The organism is Paenibacillus sp. FSL H8-0034, from assembly GCF_038000305.1.
In the GTDB taxonomy this organism is placed as follows: domain Bacteria; phylum Bacillota; class Bacilli; order Paenibacillales; family NBRC-103111; genus Paenibacillus_S.
This window is the reverse complement of record NZ_JBBOBS010000001.1, coordinates 7,841,231-7,860,963: the sequence shown is the minus strand read 5'-3', so window position 1 is coordinate 7,860,963 and position 19,733 is coordinate 7,841,231. Positions and strand designations below refer to the sequence as shown.

The window sequence follows — 19,733 nt, the reverse complement described above, 5'->3', positions numbered from 1 at the left end:
AATGGCGGTTTTTTGCTGCACTCGGAGAGTCAAGAGGGATTTGAACCCGAGCAGAGGGGGCGTCGAAGCGGCGTTATAGGCCGCAAAAGTCTCGCGTACGCAGTCGTGAGCATCCCTCTTATGTAACGAAATTATAATTGGAACTGAAAAAACACTTGTCAACGGCAGAATGTTTAAGTTATAATAAATTTTGTCGCCAAATCGGTGATAAGTTAGCCCTCAAATTGATTTCTTATACGCGGTCGTGGTGGAACGGCAGACACGCTATCTTGAGGGGGTAGTGTCCCATGGACGTGCGGGTTCAAATCCCGCCGACCGCATACTGGTTTGAAAACGTGGAAACCCTTGATTCGTAAGGGTTTTTGTTATTTCTTAATACTTAATCTCATTTTCGATTAACGCAAAAAAAGACCAAATCAATCCGAGTGGTCAAGAATTGGTCAAGAATGATTTATTTTCTGGAAAATTTCAAAAGAATACGTGGATATAGATTAGGAGATAAACCACTTAGGGTAACTAACGTAAATGATAATAATGTATTTTTTTGACTAACTTGGGTAGTAACGAAATGGTAAAAACTTTGGCAGCTGGAAAAGTATCGGTTAATAGGGAACAACAACCACAACGTTTGTGGCAGCACTAAATCGGAGGAAGGGACAACGGTAACGCTTATGGCAACGGTAAGCGCAGCTTCCGGAACGCCAACGGGCGATGTAACGTTTAACGGTCCGAACGGATTGAACGAAACGGTTGTGTTGATTAGGTGGTTAAGCGAGCGTGACGACAACCTACAATGGTGCTACTGGCTTTGCCGTTTCGAGCGGTTAGACCACAAATGAAAATACACTCCGCCTATTCACAGATGCAAAGGCTACTTCCAATTGGGCAACAAACAGCATTGCTGACAGCGTAGAGCCAGGAATCGTATCGGGAAGAAATAGTCCTAAAAGCATTTATTGCAAGAGCTGAAATTGCAGCAATTGTGAAAAGACTGCTTCAAAAGTCAGAACTGATCTAACTTTCAAACAATAAGACAGGGCTATCCTTCTCAGGCATAATGGCTGGGAAGGATAGCCTTGTCTCTATTATTGAGTTTGTTAGTCGTTATATAATTTTCAACTTTATTATGATTCAATTACAGTGTAATAGATCCATTTGCAAAAGCTAGCGATTGTGTTTGATCGAATGAATCACGGGTAAGCTTTAGTCAATTGAATGTCTATGCCTTTTTCCAATTGGTTTTTATCATCTTTGTTAATCGTAGTAAATAGGCTATCGGCGATTTTCGGATGGGATAATAGAAATCGGAAAATTTACTATGCCCCTATTCGTTTTGGAGATCGGTAAATATATATCCATAGTGGGGAGGAGAACGTCCTTCTTGGACATATCATGAGGATGGTGAGGATGAGAAATTTTTTTTGATTCTTCTGTGGAAGTAGTACCCCAAGAAGCCGAAAGCCCAAACGTATGTTTTCGGAAATAGGCTTGTACCTTTTCGTTAGCTTTAGCGTAGGTATAGGTCGCTTTGGTAAAGCTGAGGTTCATCCGTTTGAGCATCACACTGATCCCACGTACGCTAATCGTCTGACCGAACTCATGCTGAATCCATTCTGCTAGTAAGGGCAATGTCCAGGTATAGCGGGCTTCAAAACCAAAATCGGCAGGTTGCTCCTGCTCCAGCACAGCTGATAGTTGCTGTCGTTGTTCTTCGGTCAGGGGTTGTCCTGGAGAATAATCCATCTCCAAACCTTCGATACCCTGTTTCTGGTAGCTTTACCAATGCTGCTGATCGTCTCGCGAACGCAGCCCAGCAACTGAGTGATCTCTGCGAAGTAATGACCCTTCAGACGAAGACTCACGGCCAAGTATCTTTCGTACAACCGTTTTCTGATGTTTTTTATGACTTCATCTAGGTGTTAAATCTTTGCCATATTTCTATTCATTTTTATCGCCACCTCGGTTTTTTTAGATATTTACCCCATTTGGCGAAGTGTTAATTTCTTAGTTGCGTTCTTTATAATTGAAACTTCTTGCAAGGATATATTCTCACAGCATCCAAATAAAAATATGGCCTAAAATAAGATCGTTGCTATGTTTTTTTGTGAGATAAAATCGATTTTTGATGTATAATAATTCGTATGGAACTTACTAGAAGGCTTTGTTAATGAATTAGGAGATAATTGACATGAACCTATATGAAAATTTTCTAGCCACCTTGGAGCGGATAGAGGTTGTTTTCTCCACACAAAGGCTGGGGAAAACATGGGACGAAGAATGTACTGCACTTATTCGTGATGTTAAGGACAATAGCAGAGTGTTGGTTATGGGGGAGTTTAACGCGGGGAAATCCAGCTTTCTTAATGCATTATTGGGAAAGGAATGGCTTGCGACAGACGTAACACCTGCTACGGCTATGGTAACTGTCTTACAATATGGGAACTCTCCTTCACTAGAAGCGGTGATGAAGGATGGTCAGACGATGTCGTTGGACTTTGGCTTGCTTCATAGCATCTCGGCGGAGGGGGACCCTGAGGCAGCAAAGTTGCGAGGCGATATTCATTATCTGAAGGTCCAGCTTCCTTCGGAATTGTTGAAAACGATTACGCTCGTTGATACCCCGGGACTGAATTCGGTATATGATCATCATACGAAGGCCACAAAGGAATTCTTGCAAAAAGCGGATGATGTCATTTGGCTATTTAGGTACGGGGCCATCGGAAGGATGTCGGAAATTCAAAGCATCGAGCAAATCAAAGAACACGGAATTCTTCCTCTTGGCATCGTCAACGCAATCGATATCCATTACGAGCAAACTGACGAAGATTTAGACGAGCTGTTACAAAGAGAGCAACGAAGGCTTCGGCCCTACATTCGCGAGCTAATCGGGGTTTCAGCACTGGATGCCTTGGAAGGCATCCTGGAAGATAATGCGGAGAAACGGGAGTGGAGCAACTTCTCCGACCTGAGCTTGTCCCTGAACCAGATGCAGCAATTAAAGCTCCGCCGATTGATGCGGGTGGTTATTAAGTTTATGGGAAACTTCGTAGAACAGCTAGAAGATATGGTTCGGCAGGACAACCCAGGGGAATGCGATGCGCGACTTTGCTCGTTTTTACTAGAAATGCTCCCGTTACATCAGAATCACCAGAAACAGTTGCATACTAGCCTATTAGAATTAAAAAATAAATCGAGTGTTTTAAACATATTGAGTAAACCGGAACCTTCCTTCAAGGCGGTATTACACCAGTTAGAAAATGTAGATGTAGAGGTGAAAAAAGATTTTGTTAAACTGTCTAACCAGTTTAAATCGATAAAAAGGTTTCACGAATCTAATGTCCAGAATTTTGTCGGTTATCGGGATGCGACTGTAGCTGAATACAAAATGGTAGCAGGGACAGGGATAGGAAGGATCAAGCAATTATTTGCTTCTAAAAAAAAGCTTCATTCTATCAATAAAAGACTTGCGAGTCTGGAGAATAAACGACAAAATTGCGAGAATTCCAAAGAAACTATTTCCAACTATCAATCTTCGTTTGACTACCGGCTTTCGAAATTGACAGATCTGCTGGAAGTGGAAATCAATTTGAAGAAAAGCCAATATCAGTCGTATGCGGGAAATCTTATTAAGCAATATGATCAGAAGCTCAAAGGAATCAAGGAAGACCAAGAAGAAGATGTTCATATTATGGAGCAGTACCTCTTCCTTATCCCATTGGTCGACCAGTTAGAACAGCTCTGGACAACCGCAGCCGCAGCTGGAGACGAACAAAACCAATATTACATCGACAGCTTTACCAACTCGTTACTTGGGCTGATAGATTGCCTCCGAGCCTATATACCAAGTAATACGCTCGACAGATATCTATCAGCTATCCATGGTTTGGAGGACAAAGGGACCTCCATCTTTATTGAAGATAAGCTGCCATATTCATTAAAATCAAACATTTCGGGGCACTCAGACAGTTTAATTTATACTCCGCTTGTACCTGACATGTTTATATTGAATACAGTTTATATTCGGCCTTATTTCATGACGGTTGTGTTACTTGGTGCATTATTCGCAAGCGGTTGGACCAACCGGGAATGGGCGATGTCATGGCTCGACGAGTTGAATCCGACGAAGCAAACGGAAGCCGTAAAGGAGGTACACGAGGAACCGGTTCAGCCGCAAACGATAGGAATCGCGACTATTATAGCTGCTGAGTTAAATATGCGAAACGGTCCGGATTTAAATGCTGAAGTCATTGGCACCGTGAAGAAAGGAGAGTCCTACGCTGTGTTGGCCGAGCAAAACGGTTTGTTATTAATCGGCGATCATGCTTGGATTTCCGGAAAAGCAGATTACGTTTCCTTCGAGCTAACCCAATAGTTGCAGCCTAGAGAAGAAGAATGGAGTGGTACCGTGTCAAATGCATTTGCTTTATATGAACGGAAAAAACAGCATGTCCTAACCCAGCTCATGCAGTTGAAGGAACTGGCCCACGAGTTGAAAAACCCTCAATTGACGGGCGACGTCGAAGATCAGTATATGTTGCTGCAGCGGGAGCAGTTTGAAATAATGGTGATCGGAGAGTTCAATAATGGCAAATCGACCTTTGTCAACGCCTTGCTCGGAAAGCATGTGCTACCATCGGCGGTACGTCCAACTACTGCGATATTAAATAAAATCCATTTCCATCCGGTGCCCAGATATCGCCTTCATTACCGGGATGCAAAGAAACCCCCACAGAGCGTGACGGGAGAAGAGTTTCTAAACCTCGTAGCTCCGGAAGAGTTGATGAATAGCGAGCATGTCCCACGTGAAGTCTGGGAAAAAAATGTTTCACTTATTCAAAACATCGACTATGCCGAAATTGGCCAACCCGTTGAATTGTGTAAGCATGATGTGGTCATTATCGACAGCCCTGGTACGAACGATCTCGATCCAGGTCGGGAAGCCATTACCAATTACTACATACCCAAATGTGATGCTGCCGTTATTGTGTTCAATGTCCAGCATGCATTGTCTGAATCCGAAATGAGCTTCATTAAGCACCGGATCTTAAGCGCTGATATACAGAAGTTGTTCTTTGTTTTGAATTTTAAGGATTTACTTGTTGAATCCGAGCTTCAAAAGGTAAGTTCTTACGTTGAACAAAAGCTGTCCTCCGTCGTAGCTGATCCGAAAATCTTCATAATATCCTCCAGACATGCACTTCTGAACCGTGCTCCCCAGCCGGAGCAGGGAACCGCAAGGAGACGAAGACCGACCCTGCCTATCGAGGAGACCGGAATCTTGGAGTTTGAGCAAGCGTTAATGGATTTTCTTGAATTTGAACGTGGGTCCATTAAGCTTGAAAAACCGATTCGAAGAGGGGTTAACCTTGCGGAGGGCATGCTGGAGCGTTACGTGAGTTTTGAACGGTCGACGCTAAATAATAATATTAAAGATATGAAAGAGAAAATACAGGGCTTATCCCATGATTTGGAGCAAGTGCGACTAAAAGGCAAAGAATCCGTAGGGAAGTTCGATTTGAGGCTTCAGCAGCAAGGGGGCGAATTGCGAAAATGGTATGAGAAGCAGCTCAGAGATATCGCAAGTAAAGCGCAAAATGCTGTGGAAGCTAACTATTACAAAGGTTGCGATGTCAATAGGGTCAAGAGAATAGTTGAGGATCAGATTGCTCCAATTGAAACGGAATTGGGTCAAGAGTTGTTAAAAAGAGCGGAGGGGATTATTACGGAAGGCATAGAGATGGAGAGTAAGCCGCTTGTGGAAGGACTGCAGGATATTCACAAGCAGTGGACGACTCCCGATTTCGGCAATCTTTTGTTGAATCCGTTTATGAGCAAGATGATGATGGCGAATTTCATAGAAACGATCTTCAAAGCGGGGGTAATCGGTATTTTGATCGCCAAGTTTGCGATTATCGGCATCATTTTCGGCGGAGCGATTCTGCTTTTCAAAAACGTTTTTACCAGCATCGGTGATTTTTTTGCAGGAAGAGATAGTAAAAAGGAACAGTTGAAAGAGGAGATCAAGGAACGTTTTGAGGCTCCTATCAGCGAGAGAGTGAGCAAACTGCGTGTACACTGGAATGACGTTATCCCTGTGGTGAAAGAAAAATATGCCGAGCAGGTGCAGTGGACGATCAACGATACCGCTGCCCAGATGAACATTATGATTCAAAATAACCAGCTAAACGAAACGGAAATCGCAGATTCGCTTAAGAAGCTGGAAGTTAGGGAAAGGCGGCTCCTCAGCATTATTCAAGAACTGCTAAATAATCAGCTAAAGCCAGCAGGAGGTAACGGGGCATGAGGGGTTATGAAGCAAGGAAAAATGAGCTTCTGGCGCTAATAAGCGGGTTACAGCACCGTTTGATTACGTTTGAGTACGAACAACGTCTAGCTGATGTACTGCAGCTGAAGGCGGACATCGAAGAAGATCGCATCGTTGTGGTAACGCTCGGCGAATTTAACAATGGGAAATCGACTTTTGTGAATGCTCTGATCGGTGAGGAATTATTGCCCATGGGCATTACGCCTACAACGGCAACGATCAATATGCTCGTCTATGGGGAAGAGCGAGAGCTACTCGTACATAAGCAAGATGGTACGGTGGAGCGATTGTCGCTTCAGGAGGGTGCTTTGGAGCCGTTTACCGCGGAAGGAACCAAGGGGAACGATGATGGTATCCGCTTTCTCGAATTGCAACTCCCTAACCCCATATTGAAGGAGCGCATCGTCCTGGTGGATACCCCAGGCGTGAATGATTTGAATACAATTCGCTCGTCGATCACGTACAGTATGATACCGCGGGCTGATATCGTTCTCTTTATGCTCAATATGACCAGCCCGGTCAAAAGGACAGAGTTTGATTTTTTAACGAATGTGCTACTGAAACATGGGCTGGATCGAATTCTCTTCATTGCTAACTATGCAGATGTTGTGAACGCGTCTGAGGAGGAAATGCTTCTAACTATAGGAAGACGTCTTGCTGCGGTTGAGGGGCTTACAGAATTTGAAGTTCTCCCTTTATCTGCTAGAGAAGCTTTAGAAGGAAAGCGAAGGCAAGACCGGGAATTGATAGAACTTTCGGGCATCGAAGTAGTGGAAAAAAAGATTAAAGAACAGGTGGAATATGGCGCGCGCGCCGAGGAAAAGCTTGCTCGTTATCGATTGAGAGCCTTTCGTCTTTTTACTGGGCTGGAGGGTGAAATCGAGCGTCATTTGCTGCTATGCAGACAATCGGAAGAAGAGATGGAACAAGGACTGGCTAGCACTAAAGATTGGGACCAACAGCTGCCGAAAATTGAGGAGCAAATAGAAGCCTACATGTCTGATCGAAATACGGAAATTAACCTGATGCTGGACAAATCAGTGGATTATTTGTTCGAGAATGTGACGCGAGAGATTGAAGAATCCATTACTGTATTTAACGGAACGGATATCAGCCATTATTTCCAAACCACTATTCCGCTACTTATCAAAAGAAGGCTAAAGACATGGATCGATCATAACGCTGATAAGATCGATGATCTGCTCGGGAAGCTGGAGGTTGAAATATCCAAAGGGCTGTCCGAAGCTTTTGAAGAATCCGTAGAAGTGAAACGAGTGCCGTCGAGCAGTTTGGATTATGACGAGCGACCGCATATGCAGTCACCTGAGCTGGAGGATCCGATGGTCAAGTCTGGGCTTTTGGTAGGAGGGGCGGGTGCGCTGGCTATGATATTCGGAGCACCTATTTTTATACCGATCATCGCTATGGCCGGTTTGCCGTATGTTCAAAAGAAAATGCTCAAGAACCAGCTCGACAAGGTAAAACCGAAGCTGATTATGGAGGTCAATAACCATCTAAGTGATATTAAAGAAAACTTCACTGAATGGGTGGAAACGTATGTCACACGTTCCATGCGGTCTATCAAGCGGGAATCCGTAGAGCAAATCAAGCAGAATTCTCGTGCGCATGCCACTGTGCTCGAAAGGGAAAGAGAGGTGAAGAAGCAGGGGATTGACCAGCAGCGGTATTTGCAAAAGGAACTAGAGCAGTTCCTAACAGAAGTCAGTGAACAGCGACAACAAATTTTAAGAGAAGAAGGAAGGTAGCGTCTATGAGCGACTATACGCTAAATCACGATAGCCTGAATCATCACGTTCATTCGCAAGGTGAGCTCCACAGCCACAGGGTTGATCATCAGATGCATCATTATAACTTGTTTCAGGATGCTTCTTGGATATCCGGGAATGAATCTGTGCTACACCACACTGACCCGCTAAGTGTTTCCCATAAATTCTCAATGCCTCCTATGAAACTTCATATGGTGAAACCACACTTGGTCAATGGCTACATTAGGGAGGATGGAACCGACGTAAAACCATATATTCGAGATGGCAATGGGGATGGGTATTTACGATCAAATCCGGACGGAATTCTGAGCAATAATCTGGATTTGTTGCTGGGGGGTAGATAAAAGGGAAAGAGGCGGGTCGGCGACAGCGCCTTCTTACAAGATACTTGTGTCGAGATCTTTTTAGTGGCTGCGAAACAAATATCCCAATATGCGGAAATCAATACAAGGAACTTATGGTATTAACCAGCCTGGGAGTGCGTTGGAAAACTGCAAAATCCGTATATCAATGAAATGCTCGATATACCTGAGTTACAGATTCACCATATTCTGCTGATGAGAGCAGATGGTATTCATATTGAAGTAATACCATCGTTCCCCCAAAAATGCTGCCCGATTTATCAAACCGATAATTTGTTATGCTTAAGGGAAGCAAAGGACCACGTATTGTCCGGCACACGCCTGCGTTCGAGAAAAAAATCTCGTAGTACCCGCAATTCGGATGCATTGCTTGCTGTGCAATGTGAGGCAGGATTTGTTTGGATATATGAATTCGTTGAGCCTAAACGACGGTACATCAATCGCTTTCGAGAACGAACGATTGAGCAAGCCCTTGGTTCCACAGCAGTGCATAGTGACTGCATGCAACAAACGGCCGCCTGCACAGTACAACAGATGCATAACGAAACACTTCCTCTGGAAAGCGAACGGCTTTCTGAACAAGAGTGAAACCAAGTGAAAGAATGCCGCGGCTTGGTTCTGAGTATCGATGACTTCGTGATCAGGAAGGGTCCTTTACCACCTGATACGATTATTCACCGAATGTCGAAGTCGCAACGCTATCTTAAGGGGGAGTGTTCCATGGACGTGCGGGTTCAAATCCCGCCGACCGCATACCAGTTGCAAACGAGAAGACCCTTGATGTTTAAGGGTCTTCTTGTTCATTTTAAGTCTATCTTATTGATATCATTTTCTTGCGTAGGTTACTGTGTAATATATTCAATCTTGGCATATCACGCCAAGTGTTTTTCTTTACACAAAATGAACATTGTTTCCTGAGAATTGGCTGTATTTTGTTGGGGTATTGTCTTCGTTGATGGTATAATACCATTTAATCAATCCCCATAATTGAGCTTTATAAGGGGACCCAGGCGAGGAGAAAGACCAATGGAATTTGCAAGCAAGCTGAAGGAGTTACGACAGCAGAGGGACCTTTCCTTACGCAAGCTTGGTGAGAAATCGGGCATCAGCTACTCCATCCTGAATTCAATCGAGAACGGCAGGATTCATCCATCCAGAGATAATGTGATAGCCCTTGCCTATGCGCTGAAGGTCGAGCATAATGGAGAACTACTGGCCATTGCTGGGTATGCTTCTGACAGGGAAGGAACTGAGTAATGGACAAGCAACGCAGAATTGAGCGATTGGTGGAAGATTTCGAAAAAAAAGTCACATCCAGACTGAATGATGATTATTTTCATTCCACCAAGTGGTCGGACAGGCTTGCTGATCGAATAGCTGAGTTTGGCGGCAGCTGGAAATTTATTAATGTGTTCTTTGCCGTTTTGATCTTGTGGATTGTTGTTAATAGTTTAACTTTTACTAAAGTCATTCATTTTGACGAATCGCCTTTTATTTTGTTAAACCTGGTATTATCTTTCCTGGCAGGCTTTCAGGCACCTATCATTATGATGTCGCAAAATAGGCAAGCGGCTCGGGATAAGCAGGAATCTGTGATTGACTATGCCATCAACTATAAAGCAGAGCAAGAGATTCACCAAATTCGCAATCATTTGCATCAGCTTGAAAATAAAATGAGTGAAGTGAATTTGTTAGAGTTTAAAAATGAAATCAGGTCGGAACTGGCGGAAATCAAGCAGTTGCTGCTGGAAAGAAAATAAATGTATAGGTGGATGAACATGAGCGATCTTCATAAGAATAAATGCAATGAATTGCGGGACCAGCTTCATCAGCATGTACAGGGGAGCGATGATTTCGTTCAAGGTGTGATGAATGCTTTGGATGCACTTGAGCGTGAGCCGGCCATGCTGGATAATATGGAGAAGCTCAGTCAGGAAAACCGGAGATTAAAGCAGGAGATCGTTAGACTTAGGGATATTCTACACAGCAAAGACGAAGGCAGCATGTCCAGCAAGCTGCGTGATGCACTTAGGGAATAACCGTCAACAAGGAACAATTGGGAACATTACAGCTAAAAAATGCATGCGTATTAGCCGATAGGTATGAAGTGGGCTTTATTATTGAACCAGGGAAGCAGGTGATAACATGGAAATTAATAGTGCCTTAGCTGCTGCCAGTACTGGAGATGCTTTGAAGCAAGCCGTTGGAATTACCTTGTTAGGCAAAGTACAGGATACACAAGCGGCCCAGGCAGCTGTGATGCTGCAGGACTTTGCTGCGGCTCAGCATCCGAATCTCGGCAAAACGTTGGATATTCGGATTTGATTGCCCGCTATCTATTGGGAACAGGGTTGAGCGTCTGCGATTAGCGGAGCTTGACTCTGTTCATTATTTGAATGGTTACCGTAAACGAGGATTGGCATCTGAAAGAAAGGCTTGCCAGGCAAGCTTTACAGCTTTCAATATATGTGTAGGAGGATCGCATTATGCAAACAAACGGTAATACAACGATCATCATCGGCCATCGCGGGGCGGCGGGAGAAGCTCCTGAAAATACACTGGGTTCATTTGCGCTCGCTGTGGAGCAGGGAGCAGAGGCGTTAGAGCTCGATATCCACGAATCTGCGGATGGAGCACTTATCGTATGCCATGATGCCAGTGTGGATCGTACGACCAATGGCCAAGGCTTGATTAGCCTAATGACACAGGAAGAGCTTCAGAAGCTGGACGCGGGCAGCTGGTTTTCCCCACGTTTTGCCGGAGAAAAGCTCCCTTTATTAGAAGAGGTGTTTGCGCTTATACCACAAAATATTCTCATTAATGTAGAAGTGAAGTGTGCCTATAGCAGCCGGCTGGAGCAGCGTTTGCTTGAGCTTCTTCAGCAGTTTGACCGTTTGCACAACGTTATCATCTCTTCCTTCGATCATAAAATATTGGTTCGTCTGAAGCAGGCGGAGCCTGAGCTTAAGATCGGCTTGCTGTATACGGCTAATTTTCAAAGTCATCGGAGGATGGCAGAGTCAGTGGGAGTTGAGGTGTTCTCCCTGCATCCTTATCACCGCCTGATCGATGCAGAGGACGTACAGGATGCAATACAAAACGGCTTATATGTGTATCCCTACACGATTAATGAGGAAGAGGAACTGCGCAAGGCACTGGATGCTGGTGTTTCTGGTATCATTACGGACTATCCGGGAAGAGTAAAGGCATTGCGAGACACACGTTAAGCGAGACAGCGGAGCGGAAAGCTTAATCAATTCGATTTTCCCCAAGAGAAACTTCGATCTGGCCAAACAAATAAGGGCTGTCCCTCATCCAAAGTGGCTGCGAGGGGACGCCCTTATTTGCTCATACCCGATAGCAAGTATTAATTCAGCAGATGTCGGTATGCGCTGTAATCGATCTGCTTTTTGTCCAGGTAGGAGGTCAAGCTATTGTAATCGCGTTTGGGAGTGGCCAAAATATAACCTTCGATGCAATGCTCCCGAGTGATCGAGGATGCGTTGCCTTCCAATGCGAGTTGTGCGATCCGGGCAGCAATCGAGTGACGCGCAATATCCCGGAACGGTGATGGCACCGGATCGACCAGCACATCCAGCAGCGCCTTGGACTCATCGGTCCACAGATGCCGCGACGTTTCTACATAATGATTTTGCCAATCAAGCTTGGACTTGCCATCGGCCTTCGGCAGCACCTTCATAAATTTGCGGAACATAAAAAAGCCGCCAATCGACATAAACGTGATGAGCACGAAAACCCAAAATAATATAAACCACATAAACCAAGAGTTCATCGTAATTGTCACCTCATACTTAGTATAACTTATTTTATCGATCATCAAAAGTGCTCTTGGCGCTTACGCCCCGATATTTAACTTGATGTTTCTAGATTTATTGCTCCAATCCTAGTAAAATGGAGAGGTGTGAAAAATAAAGGAGATGAATCCTGCGATGCCCAGAATAGGTTCCCACGTATCGTTTTCAGATAAAGGATTGTTGAATGCTGCGACAGAGGCTGTATCCTACGGCTCTTCGACGTTTATGATTTATACAGGTGCCCCGCAAAATACACGCCGTAAGCCGATCGAGGAGCAGTATGTCGAAGAAGGCAAAGCGGTGATGGACAAGCATAACATGAGTGAAATTATTGTACATGCGCCCTATATTATTAATTTGGGGTCTTATAAGGAAGATACGTTCGAGCTTGCGGTTCGTTTCTTGCAGGAAGAAATTCGGCGCACGGATTATTTGGGTGTGAGGCAAATTGTTCTCCACCCTGGCGCGTATACGGATATGGATGCGGAATTCGGTCTGAAACGGATTGCTCAAGGACTGAATGAAGTGCTCGAAGGCGTCAAGGACACGAATGTGAATATTGCTTTGGAGACGATGGCAGGTAAAGGCTCGGAGCTTGGACGGAGCTTTGAAGAGCTTGCGGCGATCATTGGCATGGTAGGGGATAACGGAAAGCTGTCCGTCTGTATGGATACGTGCCATATTCATGATGCTGGCTATGATATTATTAACAACCTCGACGGGGTACTGGAGCATTTTGACAAGGTAGTCGGGTTGGACCGCATTGGTGTGGTGCATCTGAATGACAGCAAAAACCCGAAGGGCGCAGGTAAGGACCGCCATGCTCCGGTAGGGGCGGGCTGGATCGGCTTTGAAGCGATGAACCGAGTCGTTCACCACGACAAGCTGAAGCATCTACCGCTTATTCTGGAAACACCCTGGATCGGTAAAAACGATAAAACACAGCGGCCGATGTACGAAGTGGAAATTGCTTTGCTTAACGGTAATGTGGAACAGCGCTTTGGCGGCGAATTTATGGAAGATGTAGAACGCTTGTCCCATTTCTTTACGAAACGGGATATTGATCGCCGGGATTTCGTGCTTCAAACCTGGGATGTCTTGAAAACTGATGTCAAAGCCAAGAAGGCCGATGGACGCGAGCCGATGGAACGGTTGTTTGATGCCGTAAGTGAAGAAAGTTTGTTCCCTGAGCTAAGCGAAGAACAGATCAATCAACGGATAACCGGTTGGTTTGCGAAGGGCAAGTAAACCGTCCTATCTATAAAATGAATCTATAAGGAGCCAGTCGTATTATGACACCGAATATAGCACCAAAGAGTATTAGAGATGATTTGAAAAACCGGGCCAGGATGCTTGTAGCCTGCCCGGATCAGCCGGGGATCGTTGCGGCGGTTTCACGGTTTTTATTTGAGCATGGAGCTAACATTGTCCAGTCCGATCAATACACGATTGACCCGCAAGGGGGAATGTTCTATATTCGAATCGAATTTGATCTGGATAATCTGGATGGACGTCGGGAACAGCTGAAGAGTGAGTTTGCCAAAGTAGCGGATCGTTTTAGCATGGATTGGTCAATTAACCGTGCAGGACGCAAGAAGCGTCTGGCCATCTTTGTTTCCAAGGAGGATCATGCTTTGCTTGAGCTGCTCTGGCAGTGGCAGGCTGGAGATCTGGAAGCAGAGATCGCGATGGTTATTAGCAATCACAATGATCTCCGCGGTTTGGTAGAGTCATTCGGGATCGCTTATCACCATATTCCGGTCACTGCCGACACGAAGGCTGAAGCCGAACGCAGACAGCTTGAATTGGTCATGGGTCAAGTTGACGCTGTTGTACTGGCAAGATACATGCAGATTATTTCACCTAAATTTATTGAACATTTTGCTAATCGGATTATTAATATTCATCATTCATTTCTACCCGCATTTGTTGGCGGCAAGCCTTATGCACAGGCTCATAATCGTGGCGTGAAAATTATCGGGGCCACTGCACACTACGTAACCGAGGAGCTTGACGGAGGTCCGATTATCGAGCAGGACGTCCAGCGCGTCAGTCATCGAGACAACGTTGACGATCTAAAACGAATTGGCCGCCATATCGAGCGAATCGTGCTGGCACGCGCCGTTTCATGGCATGTAGAAGATCGGGTTATTGTGCATGGGAATAAAACTGTCGTATTTAATTAAATAGCACAACACACAAAAAAAGACTGAACCTTTTTCTTAAGGGCAGTCTTTTTGGCCTATATTCAGTCTGGAATCAACCTCCAGCCGATTGTTGGGAAGCGGGCATTTGAACGACCGTTTTGTTCTTGCCGGATCGCTTGGCGATATAGAGTGAAGCATCTGCTCCTCTGAACAGAGCTTCCTTACCTTCGCCTGTGGCATAATTTTGCAGACCTATACTGATCGTGGCAGCTTTGGAATCCAATTCGGGATGCAGCGTTAAATTGAGCTTTTGGCGGATCTGCTCGGCAATGAGATACGATTGATCCATCGGCTTATCGGCAAAAATAATGGCAAATTCCTCACCCCCATAACGAGCGACAAAGTCGTTGGAGGTTACGGTTTCTTTGATGATCAGGGCAACCCGCTGTAAAATAATATCTCCCACCCAATGACCATAGGTGTCATTAATGTGCTTGAAATTATCGATATCGAGAATGGCCAGCTGCAGTGGAAGGTGGTTGCGTTCATTTTGATCAATCAGCTTTTCCAAATATTCATGAAAGGTTTTATGGTTGTATAGATCCGTCAAAGCATCCATCTTGGACAGCTTGTCCATAATAATCGTTTTGACCAGCAGCTCCTGTTTGGTCTGCGTGGTGTGCTTCAGATTGTTAAGCAGTTCAATGCCGCTGCTTGAAATGGTCATAGCGATAACAGTCACACCGATATAGAGAAAAAGGATGCCAATAAATTCATTGGTTTGCATGCTGACACGAAGAATTGGGGAGAACGCATATAAAGCCGTAAAGCTGACAATGACCAGGCAATAAGCAAGCAGGATGCGGTTTTTGTTAAAGGAGAGTACGGACGTGAGTATCGGGAATATATAAATCGCGGGTACGATGCCAATCGTCGGGTTCATATAAATAATGCTGGATGCGTAAATAATACCGGTCATGATTAAAAGATCGTCGTTATGGACCTTGCGATAGCGGTACAGCATTTCGACGATCCCGGTAATGCTGGACAGCACCAAGGTTTGCATGACCAGTATATAGAAAAACGTGTAGGGAGCCGAGAACGTTTCCAAACGATGGATCAGAAATTCCAGTACGATGGTCAATATAATCGTTATCCAATATAAGTTGAGCATCTTTCGATAGGTTTGACTTTTATTAGCCAACTCTAATAATAAATGATTCATGATCGACTCCCATCGTTCAAATTACCCCTATATTCTAAATCCGAATACTACATATTCGTCAACGCAAGGAGAATTCCTTCGTATGCAGCTTACTTTTAAAAAATGATTTTTTTTTGGTTGTCCGCAGGTTTTGGCTGGCAAACCGAAACGGACAATGGTAAAATGGTGCGAGTGAGCTTTTTTGTGCTAAAGGCTTTTATGCACACGTTAACATGATCAATAATTAGCTGTGTGAAGTCCAAATTGCGCCAACAAATTTAGGAGGTTCTATTTATGACGGTAATTAATAAAGCGATCGAACAATTATCCATCGATACGATTCGTACGTTGTCGATCGATGCAATTGAAAAAGCAAAATCCGGACATCCCGGTATGCCAATGGGTGCTGCACCTATGGGGTACGAGCTGTTCGCGAAATTTATGAATCATAACCCGGAAAACCCGACTTGGATTAACCGCGACCGTTTCGTATTATCCGCGGGCCACGGATCTATGCTGCTATACAGCTTGCTTCACTTAAGCGGTTATGACCTGCCACTGGAAGAGCTTAAGCAATTCCGTCAATGGGGAAGTAAAACTCCGGGTCACCCTGAGGTTGGACATACAGCGGGTGTAGACGCAACTACAGGTCCTTTGGGACAAGGCTTGGGTATGGCTGTTGGTATGGCGCTTGCAGAAGCACAAATGGGTGCTGTTTACAATAAAGACAAATTCCCTGTAGTGGATCATTATACATACGTGATCTGCGGCGATGGCGACCTGATGGAAGGTCTTTCCTCCGAGGCAGCTTCACTTGCTGGACATTTAAAGCTGAGCAAGCTGGTTGTTCTGTACGATTCCAATGATATTTCGCTCGATGGCGAGTTGAACCTGTCATTCTCGGAAAATGTTATGCAGCGTTTTGAAGGCTACGGCTGGCAGGTGCTTCGTGTAGACGACGGCAACGACCTGAATGCGATTCATGAAGCTGTAAATCAGGCTCACACGGATTATCGCCCTACTTTAATTGAAGTAAAAACGGTAATTGGATACGGCAGCCCGAACAAAGGCGGCAAGGGCGGACATTTGGGACCGCATGGTTCCCCGCTTGGTCTTGATGAAGTAGTATTAACCAAAAAGGCATACGCTTGGGAAGCAGAAGAGGATTTCTTCGTTCCTGCGGCTGTAACTGAGCATTTTGCTGAAGTAAAGAAAAAAGGTATCCAAACCAACGCAGCTTGGGAAAAAATGTTTGCTGAATATGCCAAAGCTTATCCAGAGCTGGCTAAGCAGTTCGAAACGGCTATTAGCGGCGACCTTCCAGAAGGCTGGGATAAGGATATTCCAGAAGGCGCACCTGCTGATAAAGGAACACGTACGGCTTCCGGTATCGTATTGAATGCTATTGCCAAAAATGTACCTTGGCTTGTGGGTGGATCTGCTGACCTGGAGTCCTCCACAATGACGCATTTGAAGGATCTTGGTGTAGCAACAGCCAAAAATTATAACGGCCAAAATATTTATTACGGTGTTCGTGAATTCGGTATGGGTGCTGCGGTTAACGGAATGCTGCTGCATGGCGGCTTGAAAGTATTCGGCGGTACGTTCTTCGTATTCTCGGATTACCTGCGTCCGGCAATTCGTCTGGCTTCCATCATGGGTGTACCGGCCATCTACGTATTTACACATGACAGCATCGGTGTCGGTGAAGATGGTCCTACGCATGAGCCTATCGAGCAATTGGCTGCACTTCGTGTGATTCCGGGTGTTACCGTGATCCGTCCGGCAGATGGCGACGAGACAGCGGCAGCTTGGCGTTATGCGGTTGAGAACAAAAAAGGTCCTGTAGCCTTGATCTTCTCCCGTCAAGCAGCAGCAAAGCTTGATGGTACTGTACAAGCGAAGGATTCGCTTAAACGCGGTGCCTATGTAGTGTCCGATGCGGACAATGGTCAACCACAAGCACAGCTGATCGCTACCGGTACAGAAGTACAATTGGCTATCGCTGCTCAGAAGGAACTGGCTGCAGAAGGAATTGCTGTTCGTGTCATCAGCATGCCAAGCTGGGAGCTGTTCGACAAGCAATCCCAGGAATACAGAGATTCCGTTATTCTTCCTGGCGTTAAAGCGCGTCTTGCGATTGAGATGGGACATTCATTCGGTTGGGATCGTTATGTGGGTGATCAAGGCGATGTATTGGGTATTAACCGCTTTGGTGCTTCAGCTCCGGGCCCGGTTGTTATTAAAGAGTACGGCTTCTCGGTTGAGAACGTAGTAGCCCGCGTGAAGAAGCTGTTGAAATAAGAAACAATAGTGAGAGGAGAGCCCAACCATGTCACAATTTGAGCAAGTGAGCGTCATTAAAAAAGCGAATATATACTTCGACGGAAAAGTAACAAGCCGTACAGTCGTATTCGCCGATGGCACCAAAAAAACGCTTGGTATTATGCTGCCTGGTGAATATGAATTCGGAACGGATACCAAGGAAATTATGGAGATTCAAGCCGGAGAGCTGAGCGTGCTGCTGCCAGGTACGACGGAATGGCTGCAAATTAACGGTACAGGTGAATTCACGGTTCCGGCTAATGCCAAATTCAAGCTGGAAGTCAAAACAGCTACTGATTATATTTGTTCATACATTGCCGAATAATAGCTTTAAAGAGGTCTCGCACTTAAAAATGAAACACAAATACCCTGTCGCCCGCATGAATGGCGGTTGCACAGGGTATTTGTGGGAATACGGGTATGAAGAAAAATTTATTTTGTCGTGGATTCGTAATCTCCGGATATGTAAGGATAAATAGCGATGTAATCTTCGATTTTCAGACGTACATAAGGTGCCAGTCCGGATAACATGCAGCCATAGCGGAAGCTTCCGTTGTCATTATCGATTCGGATGACCCGGGCGGTGATGGGAGGGAGATCCGCTTCCTTCGGGAAATGGATGACGACGAACATATCCATCGATAGCGGAAACGAAGATACGATCTGCATACCACTTTCCGATAAATCATAGAGCTTGCCCTCTATCGTTTGTCCGGTGAATGAGCCTTCCTGCTCCCACTGATGGACAGATAAAATAAGCGGGATATCGATGTGCAAACGCGTATTTTTGCGGCGCTCGTAGCCGGAAGCTTGCTTGACGACCAGCGTCTGCATCCATTCTTCATAGCATTGAACGATTGCGCTCATATCCTGGTCACCAAAACCTTTGGATAAACCGATCTGGAACAGGTTGGTTGCTGCTTTCTGCAGCGGCAAAGGCAGCTGATAGCTGTTGGATAGTTCACCTGCCAGCAGTAGATCCTTGAGCATTAATTGCAAGGAAAATTGTGAGCTGAAGTCACGGTTGATGATTTTGCCGCCTTTGGATTCAGCCTGTTTGCTGGAAGCTCCACCTGCGAGTACAGCTTCAATAAAACGTTCAGGATCAAGACCTGCTTTGGTTGCTATCGCCAAACCCTCGATAAAGCCAAGCAGATTGACTGCCGCTATCGTGTTGTGAGCGAGCTTCGCTGAGGAGCCGGAGCCTGAAGGGCCCATATAGATGACCTTCGTTCCAATAGCTTCAAATAGCGAACGCTGTTTGTCGAGTGCCGCGAATCTGCCGCCAGCCATAAAGGCAAGTGTGCCGTTCTCGGCTGCCGGTTTGCTGCCGGTAACAGGGGCATCCAGAAAGTCAACGGCGCGCTCCAGCAAAGCCTCGTGAATCAGCCGGCTTGTATCGGGTGAGATGGTGCTGCAATCAATTACTGTCTGGCCAGCAGACAAACCGTGAATGATTCCTGCAGTACCGAGTATGACCTCCAATACAGCAGCATCGTCCTTGAGCATGGTCATAATGACGTCCGTTTCCTGTGCAACCTCAATGGCTGAGCTCACGGCAACGGCACCAAGAGCGACGACCTCGGCGGTCTTATCCGCGGTTCGATTGTAAACCTTTACAGAATAACCCTTGTTCAATAAATTGATTACCATGGGTTTACCCATAGTACCCAGACCAATAAATCCTACCCTCATTAGCTAATCACCTCTGCTCTTATTGTAGCATTTCAAGCTGACAGAGGGAATGAGGGACTTGCATTTCAGTTCA

At 45.4% G+C, this 19,733-nt stretch carries 17 protein-coding genes, 1 tRNA gene and 1 pseudogene; 15 read left to right on the top strand and 4 right to left on the bottom strand.

Annotated features, from left to right (window positions below):
- Window positions 1–238: 238 nt before the first annotated feature.
- A tRNA-Leu gene (locus NST47_RS35075) sits at window positions 239–320 on the top strand.
- A 351-nt stretch (window positions 321–671) separates the two neighbouring features.
- Window positions 672–839: a hypothetical protein gene (locus tag NST47_RS35070; RefSeq protein WP_341159253.1), complete on the top strand. Its 168-nt coding sequence runs from the start codon at window positions 672–674 to the stop codon at window positions 837–839.
- A 433-nt stretch (window positions 840–1,272) separates the two neighbouring features.
- Here NST47_RS35070 and NST47_RS35065 read toward each other — a convergent pair.
- Window positions 1,273–1,761, bottom strand: a pseudogene (locus NST47_RS35065) (helix-turn-helix domain-containing protein); the annotation flags it as partial.
- Window positions 1,762–2,188: 427 nt separating this feature from the next.
- Between NST47_RS35065 and NST47_RS35060 the strand changes: the two are divergent.
- The 9 genes from NST47_RS35060 to NST47_RS35015 all read left to right on the top strand — a co-directional run bounded on the left by NST47_RS35060 (window position 2,189) and on the right by NST47_RS35015 (window position 11,701).
- Entirely contained in the window at window positions 2,189–4,372 is a 2,184-nt protein-coding gene (locus tag NST47_RS35060; protein WP_341159252.1) for a dynamin family protein, read from the top strand.
- A gap of 33 nt (window positions 4,373–4,405) precedes the next feature.
- On the top strand, window positions 4,406–6,304 hold the full coding sequence (locus NST47_RS35055) for a dynamin family protein (protein ID WP_341159251.1): 1,899 nt from the start codon (window positions 4,406–4,408) through the stop codon (window positions 6,302–6,304).
- Window positions 6,301–8,091 carry a dynamin family protein gene (locus NST47_RS35050; protein WP_341159250.1) on the top strand — a complete coding sequence of 597 codons (1,791 nt, stop codon included), beginning with the start codon at window positions 6,301–6,303 and terminating at the stop codon, window positions 8,089–8,091. The genes NST47_RS35055 and NST47_RS35050 overlap by 4 nt, the downstream gene beginning before the upstream one ends.
- 536 nt (window positions 8,092–8,627) lie before the next feature.
- Window positions 8,628–9,062 (top strand): hypothetical protein, encoded by a 435-nt coding sequence (locus NST47_RS35040; RefSeq protein ID WP_341159248.1) that lies wholly within the window; start codon window positions 8,628–8,630, stop codon window positions 9,060–9,062.
- 438 nt (window positions 9,063–9,500) lie between these two features.
- Window positions 9,501–9,731, top strand: coding sequence for a helix-turn-helix domain-containing protein (locus NST47_RS35035; RefSeq protein ID WP_341159247.1), 231 nt, complete (start codon window positions 9,501–9,503; stop codon window positions 9,729–9,731).
- Window positions 9,731–10,234, top strand: a complete 504-nt coding sequence (locus NST47_RS35030) for a DUF1003 domain-containing protein (protein WP_341159246.1) — start codon at window positions 9,731–9,733, stop codon at window positions 10,232–10,234. Before NST47_RS35035 ends, NST47_RS35030 begins: the two co-directional genes overlap by 1 nt.
- Window positions 10,235–10,252: 18 nt before the next feature.
- Window positions 10,253–10,513, top strand: coding sequence for a hypothetical protein (locus tag NST47_RS35025; protein ID WP_341159245.1), 261 nt, complete (start codon window positions 10,253–10,255; stop codon window positions 10,511–10,513).
- Window positions 10,514–10,619: 106 nt separating this feature from the next.
- Complete coding sequence (locus NST47_RS35020; protein WP_341159244.1) at window positions 10,620–10,799, top strand: YjfB family protein; 180 nt, start codon at window positions 10,620–10,622, stop codon at window positions 10,797–10,799.
- A gap of 161 nt (window positions 10,800–10,960) precedes the next feature.
- A complete protein-coding gene (locus NST47_RS35015) occupies window positions 10,961–11,701 on the top strand; it encodes a glycerophosphodiester phosphodiesterase (protein WP_341159243.1) in 741 nt (246 codons plus the stop codon).
- A gap of 140 nt (window positions 11,702–11,841) precedes the next feature.
- Here the strand turns inward: NST47_RS35015 and NST47_RS35010 are convergent, their stop codons facing one another.
- Entirely contained in the window at window positions 11,842–12,267 is a 426-nt protein-coding gene (locus NST47_RS35010; RefSeq protein ID WP_076229659.1) for a DUF2621 domain-containing protein, read from the bottom strand.
- Window positions 12,268–12,424: 157 nt separating this feature from the next.
- On the opposite strand from NST47_RS35010, the gene NST47_RS35005 reads away from it, so the two are divergent.
- On the top strand, window positions 12,425–13,537 hold the full coding sequence (locus NST47_RS35005) for a deoxyribonuclease IV (protein WP_341159242.1): 1,113 nt from the start codon (window positions 12,425–12,427) through the stop codon (window positions 13,535–13,537).
- A gap of 44 nt (window positions 13,538–13,581) precedes the next feature.
- Complete coding sequence (purU, locus tag NST47_RS35000; protein WP_262688385.1) at window positions 13,582–14,475, top strand: formyltetrahydrofolate deformylase; 894 nt, start codon at window positions 13,582–13,584, stop codon at window positions 14,473–14,475.
- Between the two features lie 73 nt (window positions 14,476–14,548).
- Here the strand turns inward: purU and NST47_RS34995 are convergent, their stop codons facing one another.
- A complete protein-coding gene (locus tag NST47_RS34995; RefSeq protein WP_341159241.1) occupies window positions 14,549–15,661 on the bottom strand; it encodes a GGDEF domain-containing protein in 1,113 nt (370 codons plus the stop codon).
- Between the two features lie 273 nt (window positions 15,662–15,934).
- Here NST47_RS34995 and tkt point away from each other — a divergent pair, with 273 nt between their 5' ends.
- Window positions 15,935–17,944 carry a transketolase gene (gene tkt, locus NST47_RS34990; RefSeq protein ID WP_341159240.1) on the top strand — a complete coding sequence of 670 codons (2,010 nt, stop codon included), beginning with the start codon at window positions 15,935–15,937 and terminating at the stop codon, window positions 17,942–17,944.
- Window positions 17,945–17,972: 28 nt separating this feature from the next.
- A complete protein-coding gene (gene ppnP, locus NST47_RS34985; protein ID WP_341159239.1) occupies window positions 17,973–18,290 on the top strand; it encodes a pyrimidine/purine nucleoside phosphorylase in 318 nt (105 codons plus the stop codon).
- 107 nt (window positions 18,291–18,397) lie between these two features.
- On the opposite strand, the gene NST47_RS34980 is transcribed toward ppnP, so the two are convergent.
- Window positions 18,398–19,660 carry an NAD(P)-binding domain-containing protein gene (locus NST47_RS34980; RefSeq protein ID WP_341159238.1) on the bottom strand — a complete coding sequence of 421 codons (1,263 nt, stop codon included), beginning with the start codon at window positions 19,658–19,660 and terminating at the stop codon, window positions 18,398–18,400.
- Between the last annotated feature and the right edge of the window lie 73 nt (window positions 19,661–19,733).

What these genes read in the sequence shown, in the direction of transcription:
- NST47_RS35070 (WP_341159253.1), top strand. Translation starts at nt 672, where the DNA reads ATGGCAACGGTAAGCGCAGCTTCCGGAACGCCAACGGGCGATGTAACG.
- NST47_RS35050 (WP_341159250.1), top strand. Translation starts at nt 6,301, where the DNA reads ATGAGGGGTTATGAAGCAAGGAAAAATGAGCTTCTGGCGCTAATAAGC.
- NST47_RS35015 (WP_341159243.1), top strand. Translation starts at nt 10,961, where the DNA reads ATGCAAACAAACGGTAATACAACGATCATCATCGGCCATCGCGGGGCG.
- NST47_RS35005 (WP_341159242.1), top strand. Translation starts at nt 12,425, where the DNA reads ATGCCCAGAATAGGTTCCCACGTATCGTTTTCAGATAAAGGATTGTTG.
- NST47_RS35040 (WP_341159248.1), top strand. Translation starts at nt 8,628, where the DNA reads ATGCTCGATATACCTGAGTTACAGATTCACCATATTCTGCTGATGAGA.
- NST47_RS34980 (WP_341159238.1), bottom strand. Translation starts at nt 19,660, where the DNA reads ATGAGGGTAGGATTTATTGGTCTGGGTACTATGGGTAAACCCATGGTA.
- NST47_RS35025 (WP_341159245.1), top strand. Translation starts at nt 10,253, where the DNA reads ATGAGCGATCTTCATAAGAATAAATGCAATGAATTGCGGGACCAGCTT.
- NST47_RS34995 (WP_341159241.1), bottom strand. Translation starts at nt 15,661, where the DNA reads ATGAATCATTTATTATTAGAGTTGGCTAATAAAAGTCAAACCTATCGA.
- NST47_RS35010 (WP_076229659.1), bottom strand. Translation starts at nt 12,267, where the DNA reads ATGAACTCTTGGTTTATGTGGTTTATATTATTTTGGGTTTTCGTGCTC.
- NST47_RS35020 (WP_341159244.1), top strand. Translation starts at nt 10,620, where the DNA reads ATGGAAATTAATAGTGCCTTAGCTGCTGCCAGTACTGGAGATGCTTTG.
- NST47_RS35060 (WP_341159252.1), top strand. Translation starts at nt 2,189, where the DNA reads ATGAACCTATATGAAAATTTTCTAGCCACCTTGGAGCGGATAGAGGTT.
- NST47_RS35035 (WP_341159247.1), top strand. Translation starts at nt 9,501, where the DNA reads ATGGAATTTGCAAGCAAGCTGAAGGAGTTACGACAGCAGAGGGACCTT.
- tkt (WP_341159240.1), top strand. Translation starts at nt 15,935, where the DNA reads ATGACGGTAATTAATAAAGCGATCGAACAATTATCCATCGATACGATT.
- NST47_RS35030 (WP_341159246.1), top strand. Translation starts at nt 9,731, where the DNA reads ATGGACAAGCAACGCAGAATTGAGCGATTGGTGGAAGATTTCGAAAAA.
- purU (WP_262688385.1), top strand. Translation starts at nt 13,582, where the DNA reads ATGACACCGAATATAGCACCAAAGAGTATTAGAGATGATTTGAAAAAC.
- ppnP (WP_341159239.1), top strand. Translation starts at nt 17,973, where the DNA reads ATGTCACAATTTGAGCAAGTGAGCGTCATTAAAAAAGCGAATATATAC.